Annotated in this window: 17 protein-coding genes and 1 tRNA gene; 7 read left to right on the top strand and 11 right to left on the bottom strand. The window is 65.3% G+C overall.

Annotated features, from left to right (window positions below; all coding sequences use genetic code 11):
• Nucleotides 1-17 precede the first annotated feature (17 nt).
• On the top strand, nucleotides 18-1,022 hold the full coding sequence (locus BSY238_RS14970) for a PEP-CTERM sorting domain-containing protein (RefSeq protein WP_190295029.1): 1,005 nt from the start codon (nucleotides 18-20) through the stop codon (nucleotides 1,020-1,022).
• Nucleotides 1,023-1,043: 21 nt separating this feature from the next.
• On the opposite strand, the gene BSY238_RS14965 is transcribed toward BSY238_RS14970, so the two are convergent.
• Nucleotides 1,044-1,131 (bottom strand) — tRNA-Ser (locus tag BSY238_RS14965).
• 150 nt (nucleotides 1,132-1,281) lie between these two features.
• Between BSY238_RS14965 and BSY238_RS14960 the strand changes: the two genes are divergently transcribed.
• Nucleotides 1,282-1,971, top strand: a complete 690-nt coding sequence (locus tag BSY238_RS14960) for a Bax inhibitor-1/YccA family protein (RefSeq protein WP_069039848.1) — start codon at nucleotides 1,282-1,284, stop codon at nucleotides 1,969-1,971.
• 70 nt (nucleotides 1,972-2,041) lie between these two features.
• On the opposite strand, the gene rlmD is transcribed toward BSY238_RS14960, so the two are convergent.
• Nucleotides 2,042-3,361 (bottom strand): 23S rRNA (uracil(1939)-C(5))-methyltransferase RlmD, encoded by a 1,320-nt coding sequence (gene rlmD, locus BSY238_RS14955; RefSeq protein ID WP_069039847.1) that lies wholly within the window; start codon nucleotides 3,359-3,361, stop codon nucleotides 2,042-2,044.
• 84 nt (nucleotides 3,362-3,445) lie between these two features.
• Between rlmD and BSY238_RS14950 the strand changes: the two genes are divergently transcribed.
• From BSY238_RS14950 to BSY238_RS14940, 3 genes are all read left to right on the top strand, one after another.
• Entirely contained in the window at nucleotides 3,446-4,573 is a 1,128-nt protein-coding gene (locus BSY238_RS14950; RefSeq protein WP_069039846.1) for a cupin domain-containing protein, read from the top strand.
• The gene (locus BSY238_RS14945) at nucleotides 4,566-5,054 is read left to right on the top strand and encodes a DUF7931 domain-containing protein (RefSeq protein WP_069040724.1); all 489 of its coding nucleotides are present in this window, start codon (nucleotides 4,566-4,568) and stop codon (nucleotides 5,052-5,054) included. The genes BSY238_RS14950 and BSY238_RS14945 overlap by 8 nt, the downstream gene beginning before the upstream one ends.
• A 125-nt stretch (nucleotides 5,055-5,179) precedes the next feature.
• Nucleotides 5,180-5,494 carry a hypothetical protein gene (locus BSY238_RS14940; protein ID WP_083224063.1) on the top strand — a complete coding sequence of 105 codons (315 nt, stop codon included), beginning with the start codon at nucleotides 5,180-5,182 and terminating at the stop codon, nucleotides 5,492-5,494.
• A gap of 145 nt (nucleotides 5,495-5,639) precedes the next feature.
• On the opposite strand, the gene ccmI is transcribed toward BSY238_RS14940, so the two are convergent.
• The 9 genes from ccmI to ccmA all read right to left on the bottom strand — a co-directional run bounded on the left by ccmI (nucleotide 5,640) and on the right by ccmA (nucleotide 12,480).
• A complete protein-coding gene (gene ccmI / locus BSY238_RS14935) occupies nucleotides 5,640-6,491 on the bottom strand; it encodes a c-type cytochrome biogenesis protein CcmI (RefSeq protein WP_150123956.1) in 852 nt (283 codons plus the stop codon).
• Complete coding sequence (locus tag BSY238_RS14930) at nucleotides 6,488-6,961, bottom strand: cytochrome c-type biogenesis protein (RefSeq protein ID WP_069039844.1); 474 nt, start codon at nucleotides 6,959-6,961, stop codon at nucleotides 6,488-6,490. Before BSY238_RS14930 ends, ccmI begins: the two co-directional genes overlap by 4 nt.
• Nucleotide 6,962: 1 nt before the next feature.
• Complete coding sequence (locus BSY238_RS14925; protein WP_069039843.1) at nucleotides 6,963-7,490, bottom strand: DsbE family thiol:disulfide interchange protein; 528 nt, start codon at nucleotides 7,488-7,490, stop codon at nucleotides 6,963-6,965.
• Entirely contained in the window at nucleotides 7,487-9,505 is a 2,019-nt protein-coding gene (locus BSY238_RS14920) for a heme lyase CcmF/NrfE family subunit (RefSeq protein ID WP_069039842.1), read from the bottom strand. Before BSY238_RS14920 ends, BSY238_RS14925 begins: the two co-directional genes overlap by 4 nt.
• A 51-nt stretch (nucleotides 9,506-9,556) precedes the next feature.
• Complete coding sequence (gene ccmE / locus BSY238_RS14915; RefSeq protein WP_069039841.1) at nucleotides 9,557-10,003, bottom strand: cytochrome c maturation protein CcmE; 447 nt, start codon at nucleotides 10,001-10,003, stop codon at nucleotides 9,557-9,559.
• Nucleotides 10,000-10,197 carry a heme exporter protein CcmD gene (ccmD, locus tag BSY238_RS14910; RefSeq protein ID WP_069039840.1) on the bottom strand — a complete coding sequence of 66 codons (198 nt, stop codon included), beginning with the start codon at nucleotides 10,195-10,197 and terminating at the stop codon, nucleotides 10,000-10,002. Before ccmD ends, ccmE begins: the two co-directional genes overlap by 4 nt.
• Complete coding sequence (gene ccmC / locus BSY238_RS14905; RefSeq protein WP_069039839.1) at nucleotides 10,194-10,991, bottom strand: heme ABC transporter permease CcmC; 798 nt, start codon at nucleotides 10,989-10,991, stop codon at nucleotides 10,194-10,196. The genes ccmD and ccmC overlap by 4 nt, the downstream gene beginning before the upstream one ends.
• A 176-nt stretch (nucleotides 10,992-11,167) precedes the next feature.
• Nucleotides 11,168-11,836 (bottom strand): heme exporter protein CcmB, encoded by a 669-nt coding sequence (gene ccmB, locus BSY238_RS14900; RefSeq protein ID WP_069039838.1) that lies wholly within the window; start codon nucleotides 11,834-11,836, stop codon nucleotides 11,168-11,170.
• Complete coding sequence (ccmA, locus tag BSY238_RS14895) at nucleotides 11,830-12,480, bottom strand: cytochrome c biogenesis heme-transporting ATPase CcmA (RefSeq protein ID WP_069039837.1); 651 nt, start codon at nucleotides 12,478-12,480, stop codon at nucleotides 11,830-11,832. The genes ccmB and ccmA overlap by 7 nt, the downstream gene beginning before the upstream one ends.
• Nucleotides 12,481-13,028: 548 nt before the next feature.
• On the opposite strand from ccmA, the gene BSY238_RS14890 reads away from it, so the two are divergent.
• A complete protein-coding gene (locus tag BSY238_RS14890) occupies nucleotides 13,029-14,456 on the top strand; it encodes an ATP-binding protein (protein ID WP_150123955.1) in 1,428 nt (475 codons plus the stop codon).
• Entirely contained in the window at nucleotides 14,453-15,865 is a 1,413-nt protein-coding gene (locus BSY238_RS14885; protein ID WP_069039835.1) for a sigma-54-dependent transcriptional regulator, read from the top strand. Before BSY238_RS14890 ends, BSY238_RS14885 begins: the two co-directional genes overlap by 4 nt.
• Nucleotides 15,866-15,924: the final 59 nt, after the last annotated feature.

The following is a 15,924-nucleotide window of genomic DNA, read 5'->3' as shown; positions in this document are numbered from 1 at the left end:
AACAAATAGGAATGTACATGTCGCTTTCTACTTTACTCGGGCGGATGCTCGTTGGCGTGTCGGTGTTCGCGAGCTGTGGGCCCGCGGGGGCGGCCTTTTCTCGGGTCTCGGTAACGGCCTTCTCCGGCGAACTGGACGTCGTGAAACACCTCACCGGCAGCACTGGCGTGTCCTTGTCGGTCGGTTCGTCGTCTGCTGCGTCCGGGGAAGGCTTTCCCGACTCGACGCCAGTTGGGTCGTATGCAACGTCCGCGGTTGCTGCCGCAAAGGGCAGCGTAGGACCGGGCTACCTTCGATTGTATGCAACTGCGCTCGCCAAATCGGCGACAAGTTACAGCCAAGGGCCTGCTTTGGGCCAAGCCCATGCCTCCGGACAATTCACTGACTATTTCCTCGTGTCTGCCCCTGGCTGCGCAGCCTGCTCCACCGGCTCACGCGGTTATCTGCAGTTTGCGGTCGTCTTCGATGGCACGAACAGCAGTGACGCATTTGTCGATTCTACGGGCAGCAATCCGGATGGCGACGGCGGCAGTAGCATTGCCCTAGCTTTTTGGAGTAGCAAGCTTCTTGTAGAGTCCGACGGTGTGGCCAGTGTCAGCTTGGTCGGTTCATCCGTCCAACAGATTCAGAACGGAGAACCATCCGTTGACTTCCCGACCGGTGCCGGCATTGGCCGACATGTGCTTGGGATGGAATTCTTCTTCGGGCGTCCGTTCTCGATGCAGTGGTACTCCGAGGTCAGCGTTTCCGCATTTGTAGAACCTATCGGGACCGAGATATCGTTCAGCGGCCAAGCCAGTGCTGTCGCCGACTTTTCCAATACATTTGTCTGGGACGGCATCACCGGCCTGCTCGATGCGAACGGAAATCCAGTAGCGTCATTTACTGCGTTCAGCCCCGATGGTGTCAGTTATGTGGGGAGCTTGGCGCCAGTGCCCGAGCCGGGCACTTTGTCGATGTTGCTGGCTGGGTTGGCAGCACTGTGCCTGCGACGGAACGTCCGAGGACGCCTGAACCTGTGATTGTGCGGTATCTGCCCAAATTGGCGGAAGCTCAGGGATTCGAACCCTGGATACCTTGCGGTATGCCGGTTTTCAAGACCGGTGCAATCGACCACTCTGCCAAGCTTCCGCTGCACTGCTCGCGATGAATATCGAGGCGTCAGCCGTTTCGACCCCACGATTTCATTCGGGGCAGGATACTAACACGCGTCCAATGCGTTGAAACTTAACGACCCGTGCGATAGTCTTTAGTGTGTTAATCATCCTTCGGGGTAACGCCATGCAACCGCAATTCCAGACCATCCAGACTGCCGGCACCGCAAGCGCCGGGCAGAACCGCGTATTGCGCAACACCTACATGATGCTCGCTGCGTCGATGGTTCCGACATTGCTCGGCGCCGTCGTGGGCATCCAGATGAACTTCTCGTTCATGGCGGGTAGCCCGTTCATCGCGTTCGCGCTGTTCATGGGCATTGCCTGGGGCTTCATGTGGGCGATCGAGAAGAACAAGAACAGCGGGCTGGGCGTCGCCCTGCTGCTTGGCTTCACCTTCTTCATGGGCCTGATGCTGAGCCGCATCCTGCAGGTCGCGCTGGGCTTTTCGAACGGTGGGTCGCTGATCGCGATGGCGGCAGGCGGCACGGCGGTCACCTTCTTCACGCTGGCGTCGATCGCCAGCACGACGAAGCGCGACTTCTCGAACATGGGCAGCTTCCTGATGGTCGGCATGATCGTGCTGCTGCTCGCCATCGTCGCCAACATCTTCCTGAAGATGCCGGTGCTGTCGCTGGCGATCTCCGGCGGCATCGTGATGATCTCGGCGGCCTGGATGCTCTATGACGTGCAGCGCATCGTCCGCGGCGGCGAAACCAACTACGTGTCGGCGTCGCTGTCGGTGTATCTGAACCTGTACAACATGTTCGTCAGCCTGCTGCACCTGCTGATGGCGCTGACCGGCCAGCGCGACTGACCCCGGCTGAACGGAATGAAGAAGGCGGCTGCGGCCGCCTTCTTCATTTCTGCCGTCGCACGCGACCGGATCAGCGCTCGATCAGCGCGATCGACTCGACGTGCGAAGTCTGCGGAAACATGTTGGCGATGCCGGCGCCGCGGAAGCGATACCCCTTGTCGTTGATCAGCACGGCCAGATCGCGCGCCAGCGTGGCCGGGCTGCACGACACATACACGATGCGCTGCACCGCGCCTGCGGCATCTGCCCGGGGCAGCGCCTTGACCAGATCGAAGGCGCCTTCGCGCGGCGGATCGATCACCATCTTGTCGAAGTGGCCGAGCGCGGCGAGGCTTTCGGGTGTCGCCTTGAACAGATTGGCGACACGAAAGCTGGCGCGCGACGCCAGACCGTTCGCTTCGGCGTTGCGCGCGGCGCGCTGCACCAGCGCTTCGGCGCCCTCGATACCGACCACGTCAGCGCCGAGCGCCGCAATCGGCAGCGAAAAGTTGCCCAGACCGCAGAACATGTCGGCGATGCGCTCGCCCGCTTGCGGCGCCAGCATCGACATGGCGCGACGCAGCAGCGAGCGGTTGATGCCGTGATTCACCTGGGTGAATTCCGACGGCGCAAAGGCCAGGCGAACGCCGAAATCGGGCAGCTCGTACGCGAGTTCGGGCATCGGCAGCGGCCAGAACGGCGCCAGCGTGTCGGGGCCGCCCGGCTGGACATAGATGGACACCCGCTGCGCGTCGGCAAACGCACGCAGCGCGGTTTCGTCCTGCGCCGACAACGACGAGAGCACGCGAAACACCAGCACGGTCATCTGCTGCGCGCCCTCGCCGCCGATCGCCACCTCGACCTGCGGCACTCGGTCGCAGATCGAAAAGCCGTTTATCAGTTCGCGCAGCGGCAAAAGCATTGCCGACATGTGTGGCGGCAGCACCTCGCACGACGACATATTCGTCACATGGCTCGACTTGCGTTCCCGGAAGCCCACCAGCACGCCGCCCTTGCGCGACACGTGACGCACCGACAGGCGTGCCCTGTAACGGTACCCCCAGCCGGGCCCGATCAGCGGCGTGAACACCGTCTCCGGCTTCACGCGGCCGACATGCCACAGCGCATCTTCCAGCACGCGCTGCTTGACCGACGCCTGCGCGACCACGTCGAGGTGCTGCATGCTGCAGCCGCCGCAGGTGCCGAAGTAACGGCAGCGCGGCTGCACCCGCTGCGGGCTGTGCTTCAGGATGCGGCTGATCTGCGCCAGTTCGTACGACGGCTTGCGGACATAGGGTGAAAAATCGATCTGCTCGCCCGTCAGCGCACCATCCACGAAGATCACCTTGCCTTCGAAGTGCGCAACGCCGCGACCTTCGTGGTCCATCGATTCGATACGGACAACCGGCATGGCTCAACCTTGCATGATTCTTGGGGGATGCGGATTTTACCCGCTGCGCACGCGCTTTCCGGCGCATCGGAGATAATCCGCACCATGGACAAGACACTGCTCGGCGGGCTGAGCCCGCGCACCTTCCTGCGTGACCACTGGCAGAAGAAGCCGCTGCTGGTGCGTGGCGCGATCCCCGGCTTCGACGGGCTGCTGAGCCGCGACGCGCTGTTCGATCTGGCACGCGACGAAGACGTCGAATCGCGCTTCATCGCGCATGACTCCGCCGGCTGGCAACTCGAACGCGGCCCGCTGCCGAAGCAGCTGTTGAAGCGGCCGAAGTCGCAGCCCTGGACGGTGCTGGTGCAGGGCCTGAATCTGTTGCTGCCGCAGGCCGATGCCCTGATGCGCCGCTTCGCGTTCATCCCGTATGCACGGCTCGACGATGTCATGGTGAGCTATGCCACCGATGGCGGCGGCGTCGGGCCGCACTTCGACTCCTACGACGTATTCCTGCTGCAGGGCAGTGGCCGGCGCCGCTGGCAGATCAGCGCACAGAAGGATCTGACGCTGGTCGACGGCGCGCCGCTGCGCATCCTGCGCGACTTCGTGCCCGAGCAGGAATGGCTGCTCGAACCCGGCGACCTGCTCTACCTGCCGCCGCACTACGCGCACAACGGTGTCGCCGAAGGCGAATGCACCACGTACTCGATCGGCTTCCGCGCCCCGTCGGCGCAGGAATTGGGCACCGCCTTCCTCGACCACCTGCGCGACCGGCTGTGCCTCGACGGCATGTACGCCGACCCGGATCTCGCGTTGCAGGACGACCCGGCCAGACTGCCGCCGGCCATGATCGATCGCGTCGCCGACATACTGGGCGCCATCCGCTGGTCGCGCAGCGACGTCGAACAGTTCCTCGGCAGCTACCTTTCGGAACCGAAGCAGCACGTGTTCTTCGACCCGCCGGACGACACGCCGGGTCTGAAGCGTTTCGCACAGAAGGTGTCGAAGCACGGTGTTCGGCTCGACACGCGCACGCAGCTGCTGCGCAGCGGCCGCCATCTCTGGATCAATGGCGAGGCGGTCGATGTACCGCAAGGCAGCGCCGGGACGCTTGCAGCGCTGGCGCGCGATCGACTGCTGGCCGCCGTGCCTGACCATGCCGGCACACTGGCACTGCTGCACGACTGGTATGGCGACGGCTTCCTGTACCCGGGTGCCCACGGTGACTGACGCTGCCGAGCCGCTGCGCTTCACCGATCGCGCGGGCTATCAGGCCGCAGTGGTGCAGCAGATCGAACACAGCCGCCTCGGCCTCGACATTTTCGACGTCGATCTGGTGGACACCGCGCTGGCCAGCTCACCATGCGTGGCACAGTTGTCGGACGCGCTGGCGCGCGACCCGGCGATGACGGTGCGCATCGTGCTTCATGACGCCGATGCGCTGCAGCATCGCATGCCGCGGCTGTGGAATTTGTGCGCCGCGCAATCGCACCGGATGCATATTCGGCAGACACCGCGCACCCTGCGCCATCTGACCGAAACCTTCATGCTCAGCGCCGGTGGCTCCCTGTTGATTCGCACGCACAGCAAGCATTTCCGCGGCAAACTGCTGATCGGCGATGCGCTGGAAAACGCCGGATACAAGCAGCGCTTCAGTGAATTGTGGGAGGCCTGCTCATGTTGCATCAGCACAACAAAGTTCGGCCTGTAAGGTCATGTTTCCCGCGCGCTACCTTGATACATGACGCCCGTGCTACTATTTTGGGCTGATCGATGCTGCACGTTCGATCTTGTCAGACAGAATTTTTGTTGTCGCCATCAGCCAAGGAAATCAAAATGAAACAGTCCCTCCTCGCCGCCGCCCTGCTCGCCCTGACTCTCGCCGCTTGCTCGAAGCCGGAAGAAGCACCGGCACCGGTTGCCGAACCCGCTCCGGCCGCTGCCCCGGCTGACGCTGCCCCCGCAGCCGCTGATGCCGCCCCGGCTGCCGCTGACGCAGCTGCAGCGACCGCTACGGATGCTGCAGCCACCGCTACGGATGCAGCCGCTGTCGCCACCGACGCCGCTGGCGAAGCTGCCAAGGCTGCCGGCGAAGCCGTTGATGCTGCTGCCGATGCTGCCAAGGCTGCTGCTGAAGAAATGAAGAAGTAATTCTTCGCTTCGAAATGAAAAAAGCCGGCGAGATGCCGGCTTTTTTTCGTCTGTCTTTTCGTCTGTCGGTTTCAGAACTCGCAGCGGTTCATGGTACGGCCTGATGCTTGCGATCGGCGCGAAATGACAATTCAGTCCTGACAGCTCAGTTCGCCGGCGTCTCCGCAGCATCCTGCAGGCTTTCGGTCAGCGGCTGGATCAACGGCGACTCCGGCGGCAGCAACTTCAGCAGTCGCTCCCAGTGCTTGCGTGCGCCCGCCTTGTCGCCGCGCTGCATCGCGGCACTGCCGGCGAGCGCTAAGGCCTTCGGATGATCCGGATCGATGGCGAGCGCCTTCGCCAGCATGGCTTCAGGCTCACCCGACAGCTGGCGCCCCTTGCTCATCGCGAGCACATCGGCGTAATCGGTCCATACCTGTGCGTCACCACTGACGATCTTCACCAGATTCCCATACGCCACGCTTGCCTCGTCGAAGCGCTGCATGGCGCTGTACGAGCGCGCCAGCATCTGCCAGCCGTCGGCGTTGTCCGGCTCGCTCTTCATGCGCTCGGCGAGTTGATCCACCATCGCCCTGATGCGCTCCGGAGTGATTTCCTCCTGTCCCATGGCCTGCTGCTCGCTCGGGCTGCTGCGCGGCGCATCCACGGCCTCGGGATTGCCGAGCGCAAGATAGACCGGCACGGCGAAGACCGGCACGGCGAGGGCCGACACGATGGCCACCCAGCGGCCGGAACTGCGCACCGACGTCGGTGCGGCACCCGCTTCGTCGAGCACCCGACGCTCCAGTTCCGCGCAGGAAATGCGGTACTGCGCATCGTCGATCAGACCGGCCGCCAGATCGCGGTCGAGTTCTGCCAGGGCGTCGCGGTGAATGGCCAGCGTCAGCGCACGCTGGGCTTCGGGGACTGCGCCGGAACGCCCGCGCAACAACGGGGCGAGCACGAAGGCGAGCGCCAGGGCGAGCATCAGCCCGGCGCCGATCAAGAACTGCGTCAAACCTGTTTCTCCTCGCCGGCCAGCAGCGCGCGCGCGCGCTTCTGCTCATCGGCACTCAATGTATTGGCGGCCGCCGCCTGGACCGTACGACGGCGCAGACGACGGCCGAGCAGCAGCACGACCACGCCCAGCAGCACGAATGGCCCGGCCCAGAGCAGCACCGTGCTGGCCTTGAGCGGCGGTCGGTACAGCACGAAGTCGCCGTAACGCTCGACCATGTAGTCGAGAATTTCGCGGTCGCTGCGACCGGCGGCGATCTGCTCGCGCACCTGCTTCTTCAGGTCCATCGCCAGATCGGCGTGCGAATCGGCGATGTTCTGGTTCTGGCAGACGAGGCAGCGCAGTTCTTCGCCGAGATGCTGGACGCGCGCCTCGACCGCAGGATCGTCGGCGAGCGGCTGCGCCTGATCGGCGTGCGCAGGCAGCAGCGCGCAGATCGACAGCGCGATCAGCAGGAACAGATGGCGCATGTCAGGAGGCCTCGAGTTGCCGGATGCGCGGCAGGATGTCGTCGCGCAGCAGTGCGGGCGTCAGCGGCCCGGTGTGCTTGTGGCGGATCACGCCCTGGCGGTCGATGATGAAGGTTTCCGGCGTGCCATAGACACCGAAGTCGATCGCGACGCGACCGTCACGGTCGTGCGCCGACAGCAGGTAGGGGTCGCCGTAGTCGGCCAGCCACTTAAGGCCTGCGTCGCGTTCGTCCTTGTAGTGCAGACCGACCATCGTGACCGTGCCGGTCTTCGCGAGTTCGACCAGCAGCGGGTGTTCCTGCCGGCACGACACGCACCACGACGCCCACACATTCATCAACCACACCTTGCCCTTCATGTCGGCCGGCGAGAAGGTCTTGTCCGGTGCCCCCAGTTGGGCGACGCTGAACACCGGCACCGTACGGCCGATCAGAGGGCTGGGCACTTCGCGCGGATTCAGGAACAGGCCGGCAAACAGGAAGCCGGCCAGCACGACGAACAGGCCGAGCGGCCACAGATAGCGACTCATGCGTGCTGTTCCTGCGCCGGTCCCGGTTTCACCACCGTTGCAGCTGCTTCTTCGGCAGGCTGCCGCCCGTCGCGTTGCGCGAGCTTGCGGTAGCGCCGGTCAGCCGCTGCGAGCGTACCGCCGAGGGCCATGATGAGCGCGCCGATCCAGATCCAGTTGATGAAAGGCTTGTAGAAGATGCGCACGATCCATGCGCTGCCGTCAGGCAGCGGCTCGCCCATCGACACATAGATGTCGCGCGTGATGCCCGAATCGATCGCCGCTTCGGTCATCGGCATCTGCGACACGCGGTACATGCGCTTCTCCGGATACATCATCGCGACCGACCGGCCGTCCCGAGTCATTTCGATGCGCCCGCGCGCGGCGTCGTAGTTCGGCCCCTCATGCGCGAACGCGCCGTCGAAACGGAAGGTGTAGCCGGCCAGCGTCGCCGTCTGCCCGGGCGCCATCTTCAGGTCGATGTTCTGTTCGAACCCCTTGACCAGCGTGATGCCGACGATGGTGACCGCGATGCCCAGATGTGCGAACCACATGCCCCACCAGCCGCCGGGCAGCGCCCTGGCGCGGGCGAACCAGTTGCCGTCACCGGTGCGGCCGCGCAGCCGCTCGACCAGATGCTGCACGCTGGTTGCGACGATCCACACGACGATGAAGGTACCCAGGCCAAGCATCGGTGCAAAGCCGCCCGACATGACCATCATGACGACCGTGCTGACCACGCTGACTGCGAAGGCCCAGCGCAGGCGCGTCACCAGGCCGGGTGCGCCGTCCTTCTTCCAGCGCACGAAGGGCCCGATCGCCATCAGGAAGGCGACCGGCGTCATCAGCGGCACGAATACCGCATCGAAATATGGCGCGCCGACCGAAATCTTGCCCATGCCCAGCGCATCGAGAAACAGCGGGTACAGCGTGCCCAGCAGCACTGCCGATGTGGCCACCGCCAGCAGCACATTGTTGCCGAGCAGCGCGGTTTCACGCGAAATGAGCGCGAAGCCGCCGCCCAGCCCGACCGACGGCGCACGGATCGCGAACAGCAGCAGCGAAGTGCCGATGACGAACACCAGCAGCGCGAGGATGAACACGCCGCGTTCCGGGTCGGTGGCGAAGGCATGCACCGAGGTCAGCACGCCGGAGCGTACGAGGAAGGTGCCGAGCAGCGACAGCGAAAAGGCCGAGATCGCGAGCAGTACCGTCCAGCTCTTGAAGGCGCCGCGCTTTTCGGTCACCGCCAGCGAATGGATCAGTGCCGTGCCGACCAGCCAGGGCATGAACGATGCGTTCTCGACCGGATCCCAGAACCACCAGCCGCCCCAGCCGAGTTCGTAGTACGCCCAGTAGCTGCCGAGTGCGATGCCCAGCGTCAGGAACACCCAGGCTACGGTGGTCCACGGCCGCGACCAGCGTGCCCACGCCGCGTCTAGACGACCGCCGATCAGCGCCGCGATGGCGAAGGCGAAGGCGACCGAGAAGCCGACATAGCCCATGTAGAGCATCGGCGGGTGGAAAATCATGCCCGGATCCTGCAGCAGCGGATTCAGGTCGCGGCCATCGACCGCTGCCGGCAGCAGACGGTCGAACGGGTTCGAACTGGCCAGCATGAAGGCGAGAAAGCCGACCGTGATCAGTCCGAGCACCGCCAGCACGCGTGCCACCATGTCCGGCGGCAGGCGGCGCGAGAACACGCTGACCGCCAGCGCCCAACCCGCCAGCATGAACACCCAAAGCAGCAGCGACCCTTCGTGACTGCCCCAAGAGGCGGCGATGCGGTACTCCAGCGGCAAGGTCGAATTCGAGTTGGTCGCGACGTTCAGCACCGAAAAGTCATTCAGGATGAAGGACTGGATCTGGCACACGAAGGCAAACGCGACGAACACGAACACGCCCTGGGTCAGCGGGCGCGCTGCCGCCATCAGCCGCGCGTCGCCGCGCTGCGCGCCGACCAGCGGCAGGATGCCCAGCAGCAGCGAAAGGACCAGCGCAATGGACAGCGAAAAATTACCTAATTCGGGATACATGCTTGCTCAACCCCTGAAACCGGACGCGCCAGGGCGCGCCGGTGTTGGACTTCACTGGACGACCGTGCCCTGCGCCTTCTTCGCCTGTTCGAGCGCGTGCGCCGCTTCCGGCGGCATGTAATTCTCATCGTGCTTGGCAAGCACTTCGCTGGCGGCAAAAACACCGCCGTCGTTCAGCTTGCCCTGCGCCACCACGCCCTTGCCCTCCTTGAACAGGTCGGGCAGCGCGCCGGTGAACGTGACTGGAATCTTGTGCGCCGTATCCGTCACCACGAACTTGACCGACGTGCCATCGTCGCCGCGTTGCAGGCTGCCCTCTTCGACCATGCCACCAATGCGGAAGGTGCGGCCCTGCGGCGCTTCGCGCGCCGCCACCTGGCTCGGCGTGAAGAAGAAAACCATGTTGTCCTCGAACGCGGTCAGCACCAGCGTGGCTGCGCCGGCCAGCGCGATCACGCCGACGGCGATCAGGGCGAAGCGTTTCTGCCGCGGTTTCATGCGCGCCCCCGCCGGTCGGCATCCATGCGTTCGATCGCCACATCGCGTGCCGCACCGGCGCGCGCTGCGCGCATGCGCCTCGCAACCATCACCAGTTCGGCGGCGACCAGCACAGCGGTCACCGCGTACGAGCCCCACACGAAGAATCCGTATCCGCCCATCGCCCAGAAATGGCTGGCGCTTTCCCAGTTCATGCCTTGCTGCCTCCTGCCTGTGTTGCGTTGCCGAGCTGACGCACCCAGTCGGTGTGCCGCTCGCGTTCGATCATGATGGCGCGCACACGCACAAGTGCCACGCCTATCGTGTAAGCCCATGCCGCCAGCGCCATCAGCAGCATGCCGGTGAGCATGGTGCTGGCCATCGACGGCGACTGCGTCAGGCTTACAGACGCCCCCTGATGCAGGGTGTTCCACCACTTCACCGAAAAATAGATGATCGGCACGTTGATCGCACCGACGATGGCGATCAGCGCCCCTGCGCGATCAGCCCGGCGCGGGTCGTCGATGGCCGCCTGCAGCGCCATGTAGCCGCAATAAAGAAAGAACAGAATGAGTTCTGACGTGAGTCGCGCGTCCCACACCCAGTAGGTGCCCCAGGTCGGCTTGCCCCACAGCGCACCGGTCCACAGTGCGATGAAGGCCCACAGCGCGCCGGTCGGCGCGAGTGCACTCGACATCATGAAGGACAGCCGGGTGTTGAAGATGAGCCCGACCGCGCACCAGAAGGCCATCACCAGGTAGATCACCATGGACATCCACGCGGCCGGCACGTGGATGAAGATGATGCGGTAACTGTCGCCCTGCGTCGCATCGGTCGGTGCGATGAAGAAGCCGGTGTAGAGGCCGGCGATCGTCAGCACGATGGCGATGATCCAGGTCGGCCACAGCAGCTTGCCGGCAAGCGGGAAGAAGGTCTGCGGACTGGCGTAATAGAACAGGCTGAAGCCGGACGACGGCGCGCGCGTTGCAGTAAGCGGTGAGTCAGACATCAGCGGTTTCGGGTTGATCCGGGTTCAGGTTGCCCGGTGGTGTGACCGGGGTGGTGTGGCCGGGAGTGGCTGTCGCACAGCGGAGGCCCGGTCACCTTCGAAGGCGACCGCCTGCCACATCAGCGGCCGACAGTTTAACCGACTCGCCGCTTTGGCCCGAATGCTGCAGGAACAGTTCAATCCTGAGCGATGCGCAGCGCGGTGGCGCTGGCCAGCGGACACACCGCCAACGCCACCAGCAGCACCGCCGACAGCAGCGCCAGATGGGACTGTATGCCCAGCCCGGCCCGCCAGGCATCGAGCGCGCCGGCGCCGAAGATCAGCACCGGCACGTAGAGCGGCAGCACCAGCAGCGCGATCAGCGCACCACCGCCGCGCAGGCCCAGCGTCAGCGACGCGCCGACTGCGCCGAGCAGCGACAGAGACGGCGTGCCGACCAGCAGCGTCGCGCACACGATCAGGGTTTCGTCGGCTGACAGGTTGAACTGCAGGCCGATCAGCGGCGCAATCACCACCAGCGGCAGACCGGTCAGCAGCCAGTAGGCGCACACCTTGCCCAGCACTATGACGGGCAAGGGCTCGACCGACAGCAGCATCTGTTCCAGCGTGCCGTCGGCTTCGTCCGATTCGAACAGCCGGCTGACCGACAGCAGCGTCGCCAGCAGCGCGGCGACCCACATGACGCCAGCCGCAATGTGACTCAGTTGCTCTGGTTCCGGTCCGACACCGAGCGGAAACAGGCTGGTCACCAGCAGGAAGAAGCCGAGCGCAGTCAAGACGTCGGAGCGCCTTCGCCAGGCCAGCAGCAGGTCGCGGCGCACCACCGACACGAACAGGCTCAGCATGCGTAGTCGTCCAGATTGAGTGTCTGCCGGCGCTCGGCGTCGATATCCACCGGCTGGTGAGTGGTGTAGATCAGCGCGCCGCCACGGCGCAGATGCGCAGCCATCGCCGCCGCCAGTACCCCGACGGCGCGCACGTCGAGCGCAGTGAAGGGTTCGTCGAGTATCCACAGCGCGCTGCGCGTATCGGCCAGCAGTCGCGCCAGCGCCACGCGCCGGCGCTGCCCCTGCGACAGGCTGCGCGCGGGCACATCGAGGCGCGCGGCCAGACCGATGTCCACCAAGGCTTCGAGCAGCACCGTGTCGGCGATGCGCTCGCCAGCGATGGCTGCACTCGCGTGCAGATTCTCGAGTGGCGTGAAATCGTCCTTCACGCCGTTGCGGTGACCCAGATAGAGCAGGCCGCCGCGCCAGTCGTCGCGCACCGAACGGGCCGGCTGGCCGCGCCAGCGCAGCTCGCCCGATTCCGGTTCGGACAGGCCGCACAGGATGCGCAGCAGGCTGGTCTTGCCGCTGCCGTTGGCACCTGCCACATGCAGCAGTTCGCCTTCGCCGACCGCCAGGTCGAGCCCGGCGAACAGCCGCGCGCGACCGCGCACGCAGGTCAGGGCGTGGGTTTCGAGCAGCGGGACGGAAGACTCAGGCATCGAAGGTTCGGACAGCAGGCACGGCGCGACGACGGGAGGGGGCCGCGAATTATCCGTTAAAACCGGCGCGCGAAGGTCTGGTGATATGCGCGGTCGAGCTTTCCGGCATCGCCCTGCGGCCCGAGGCCTGACCGGACGCATCGCGAAAGGCAAGAAAGGGCCGACACAGGGTAGAAACAAGGGACAAAGAAAAACGGCTCGCGAAGGAGTCGCGAGCCGCACAAAAGAACCGGTTCAATCCGCTGGCAAACCGGCCTCCCCATTGCCCCCCTGCCACCGGCCACCGTCCGAGGAGCCGTCGGGCGGTGGCCACAGAGCTGGCATGGAAGTTCTAGCAGGGGTTGTGCCAGCTCAACGAAATATTTCAAGTCATTGATTTCATTATGCTCGCCCATCCAGCCCAGGTTTTCGCACTCAGCGGACGTTGCAGATTGCAGCGACCCGGGCTATTCATGCCTGTCCGATCACCAAAAACCCGCATGAAACCGACCGATGCGCCATTCGCATTACCGTTGAAATCCGCAACGCAACGTTTCAACATGCAATTGATGAAACTGTTGCCCCGATCGCTGCACGGCAAGATCCTGCTCGGCTACATCGTGCTCGGCGGCCTGTTCGTGCTGCTCGTGTTCGCCGCACTTGAACAGGTGCGCGACCTGCTGTCGCATGTCGACGACGAATACAAGGTCACGCGCATGCACGACGTGGTGCGCGAGGCGCGTCGGCTGGAGAAGAACTACCTGTTGTTCCGCAAGCCGTCGGAACTGAAGGCGGCGGTCAGCAAGGCGGAAGAGGCGCTGGCGCTGATCGAGCGCGACCGCCCGCTGATGCAGCGTGCCGCACCCGGGTTCGCGCTGGACGAACTCGAGCAGTCGCTGTCCGACTGGCGCGACCTGCTCGATGACCGCCTGCAGCGCCGCATCAAGCCGACCGACCCGATCTCGCCGCTGGAAGAGCGCATGGAGGCCGTCGGCAAACAGGTGTTCGACAGCAGCGAGCGCCTGTCCGACCAGGCGCGCGAAGCGATGCGCAGCGCGCTCACCGGCCAGGAATCGCGGCTGTACGTGATCATGTTCGCCGCCATCGTGCTGGTGCTGGGCATCGGCCAGCTGGTGACACGGCGCGTCGTGGTGCCGCTGCGCGAGGTCGAAAGCGATCTGGCGCGCGTCGGTACCGGCAATCTGGCGCGCCTCACGCCACGTGATCACGACGACGAGATCGCGGCGCTGGTCGACGCCTTCAACCGCGCGCTCGGCGACCTCGAAGAACGCCAGCTGGCCGTGCTGCGCACCGCACGGCTGGCCTCGCTGGGCACCATGCTGTCCGGTGTGGCACACGAACTGAACAACCCGCTGTCCAATATTTCGCTCAACGCCCAGCTGCTGCTCGAGGAGCCCGAGCGCGGCGACTCGACGCCGCTCAATGCCTTCGTCGAACAGATCGATGATCAGGTGCAGCGCGCCCAGCGCATCGTGCGCACGCTGCTCGCCTTCGCGCGCGACAGCCACTTTGCGCTGGTGCGCCAGCCGCTGCGGCCTCTGGTCGAAGAAACCATCGCACTGCTGCGCGCCGAACAGCCGGATGCCGGTGACGCCGTCACGCTGCACATTGACCCGGCGCTGGAAATCCACGCCGACGGTCAGCGCATCCAGCAGGCGCTTCTGAACCTGATCCGCAATGCACTCGAAGCCTGTGACGAAACCGCAACCACGCCGCACATCGTGGTCAGCGGCACGCAGCGCGACGGCGGCACGGCGATCGACGTGAGCGACAACGGGCCCGGCATTGCACAAGGCGATCTGCAGCGTGTGTTCGACCCTTTCTTCACGACCAAACCGGTCGGCAAGGGCTCCGGACTCGGGCTGTTCGTGGTGCATGAAATCGCGGCCGAACACGGCGGCCGCGTCAGCATCGCGCGCGAACCGGACGGCGGCGCCTGCGTCACGGTCTGGATACCTGCGGAGGAAACATCATGAGTGGAGCACGCGTACTGCTGGTCGATGACGAGGCGGTCGCCCGCGAGGGCCTGGCCACCGCACTGCGGCGCGACGGCTTCGACGTCACGACGGCCGACAACGGCGACAGTGCGCTGGCGCTGCTGCGCACGCGCGATTTCGAGGTGATGCTGACCGACGTGCGCATGCCCGGCATGGACGGCCTCGATCTGCTGCGCCGCGCGCGCGAAGCCTGGCCCGACATGGAGGTGCTCGTGGTGACCGGCTTCGCGACCACCGAATCGGCGGTCGAGGCGATGCGCACCGGGGCCTTCTATTACATCTCCAAGCCCTTCCGGCTGGGCGAGGTCCGCAAGCTGGTGCGCGAAGCCGCCGACAAGGCGCAGCTGCGCGCCGAAAATCACCGCCTGCGCCAGCTGGTCGAGCAGGCGGCGGAAGAACGCATCATCACGCGCGACGGCGGCATGCGCGCCATTCTCGACATCGCACGCGGCGTGGCGCCGACCGACTGCAACGTTCTCATCGTCGGCGAAACAGGCACCGGCAAGGAGTTGCTGGCGCGCCACCTGCACGCGCACAGCCGACGCGCCGGCGGGCCGTTCGTGGCGGTCAATTGCGGCGCGCTGACCGAAGACCTGCTGGCCAACGAACTGTTCGGCCACGAAAAGGGCGCCTACACCGGTGCCCAGCAATCGCGCGGCGGCCTGGTCGAGGCGGCGCAGGGCGGCACGCTGTTTCTCGATGAAGTGACCGAAATGTCGGCGGCGATGCAGGTCAAGCTGCTGCGCCTGCTGCAGGAGCGCGAGTACATGCGGGTTGGCGGCACCGAGCCGGTGCGCGCCGACGTGCGCTTTCTCGCGGCCACCAATCGCGAACCGCGCAGCGCGGTCGATGCCGGCACGTTCCGGCAGGACATCTATTTCCGGCTCAATGTGGTCACGCTGCAGTTGCCGCCGCTGCGCGCGCGGCGCGAAGACATCCCGCTGCTGGCGCAGCAGTTCCTGCGCCGCGCCGCACTGGCGATGGGCAAGCCGGTCACGGCCATTGCGCCGTCGGCGATGCAGAAACTGTGTGCCTACGACTACCCCGGCAATGTGCGCGAACTGGAAAACCTGATCGAGCGCGGCGTGGCGCTGGCCGGCGGCAGCATGCTGGGCGAAGCCGATCTGCCGGCCGGATTTGCCGCGTCGGCGGTTCATCGCGACGCGGGCGCCCGCGTGGGCGGCGAAATCCGCACACTGGAATGCGTCGAGCGCTCGCACATTCTCGACGTGCTGGCCGAAGTCGGTGGAAATCGCGCGATGGCGGCACGCCTGCTCGGCATCGACCGCGTGTCGTTGTGGCGCAAGCTGCGTCGCTACGAAGAACTTGGGCTGATCGAAGCCGGCGACACCGACGGCGCACTGCGGGTGCGCGACGCGCCAGCCTGAACGCACCAGATCGGTGCACGCACCGTCTGCGTGCATCGGCCGATCGCAGGCAAACCCGC

The sequence above is a fragment of the Methyloversatilis sp. RAC08 genome (genome assembly GCF_001713355.1).
GTDB lineage: Bacteria > Pseudomonadota > Gammaproteobacteria > Burkholderiales > Rhodocyclaceae > Methyloversatilis.
This window is presented reverse-complemented; position numbering and strand designations above follow the sequence as displayed.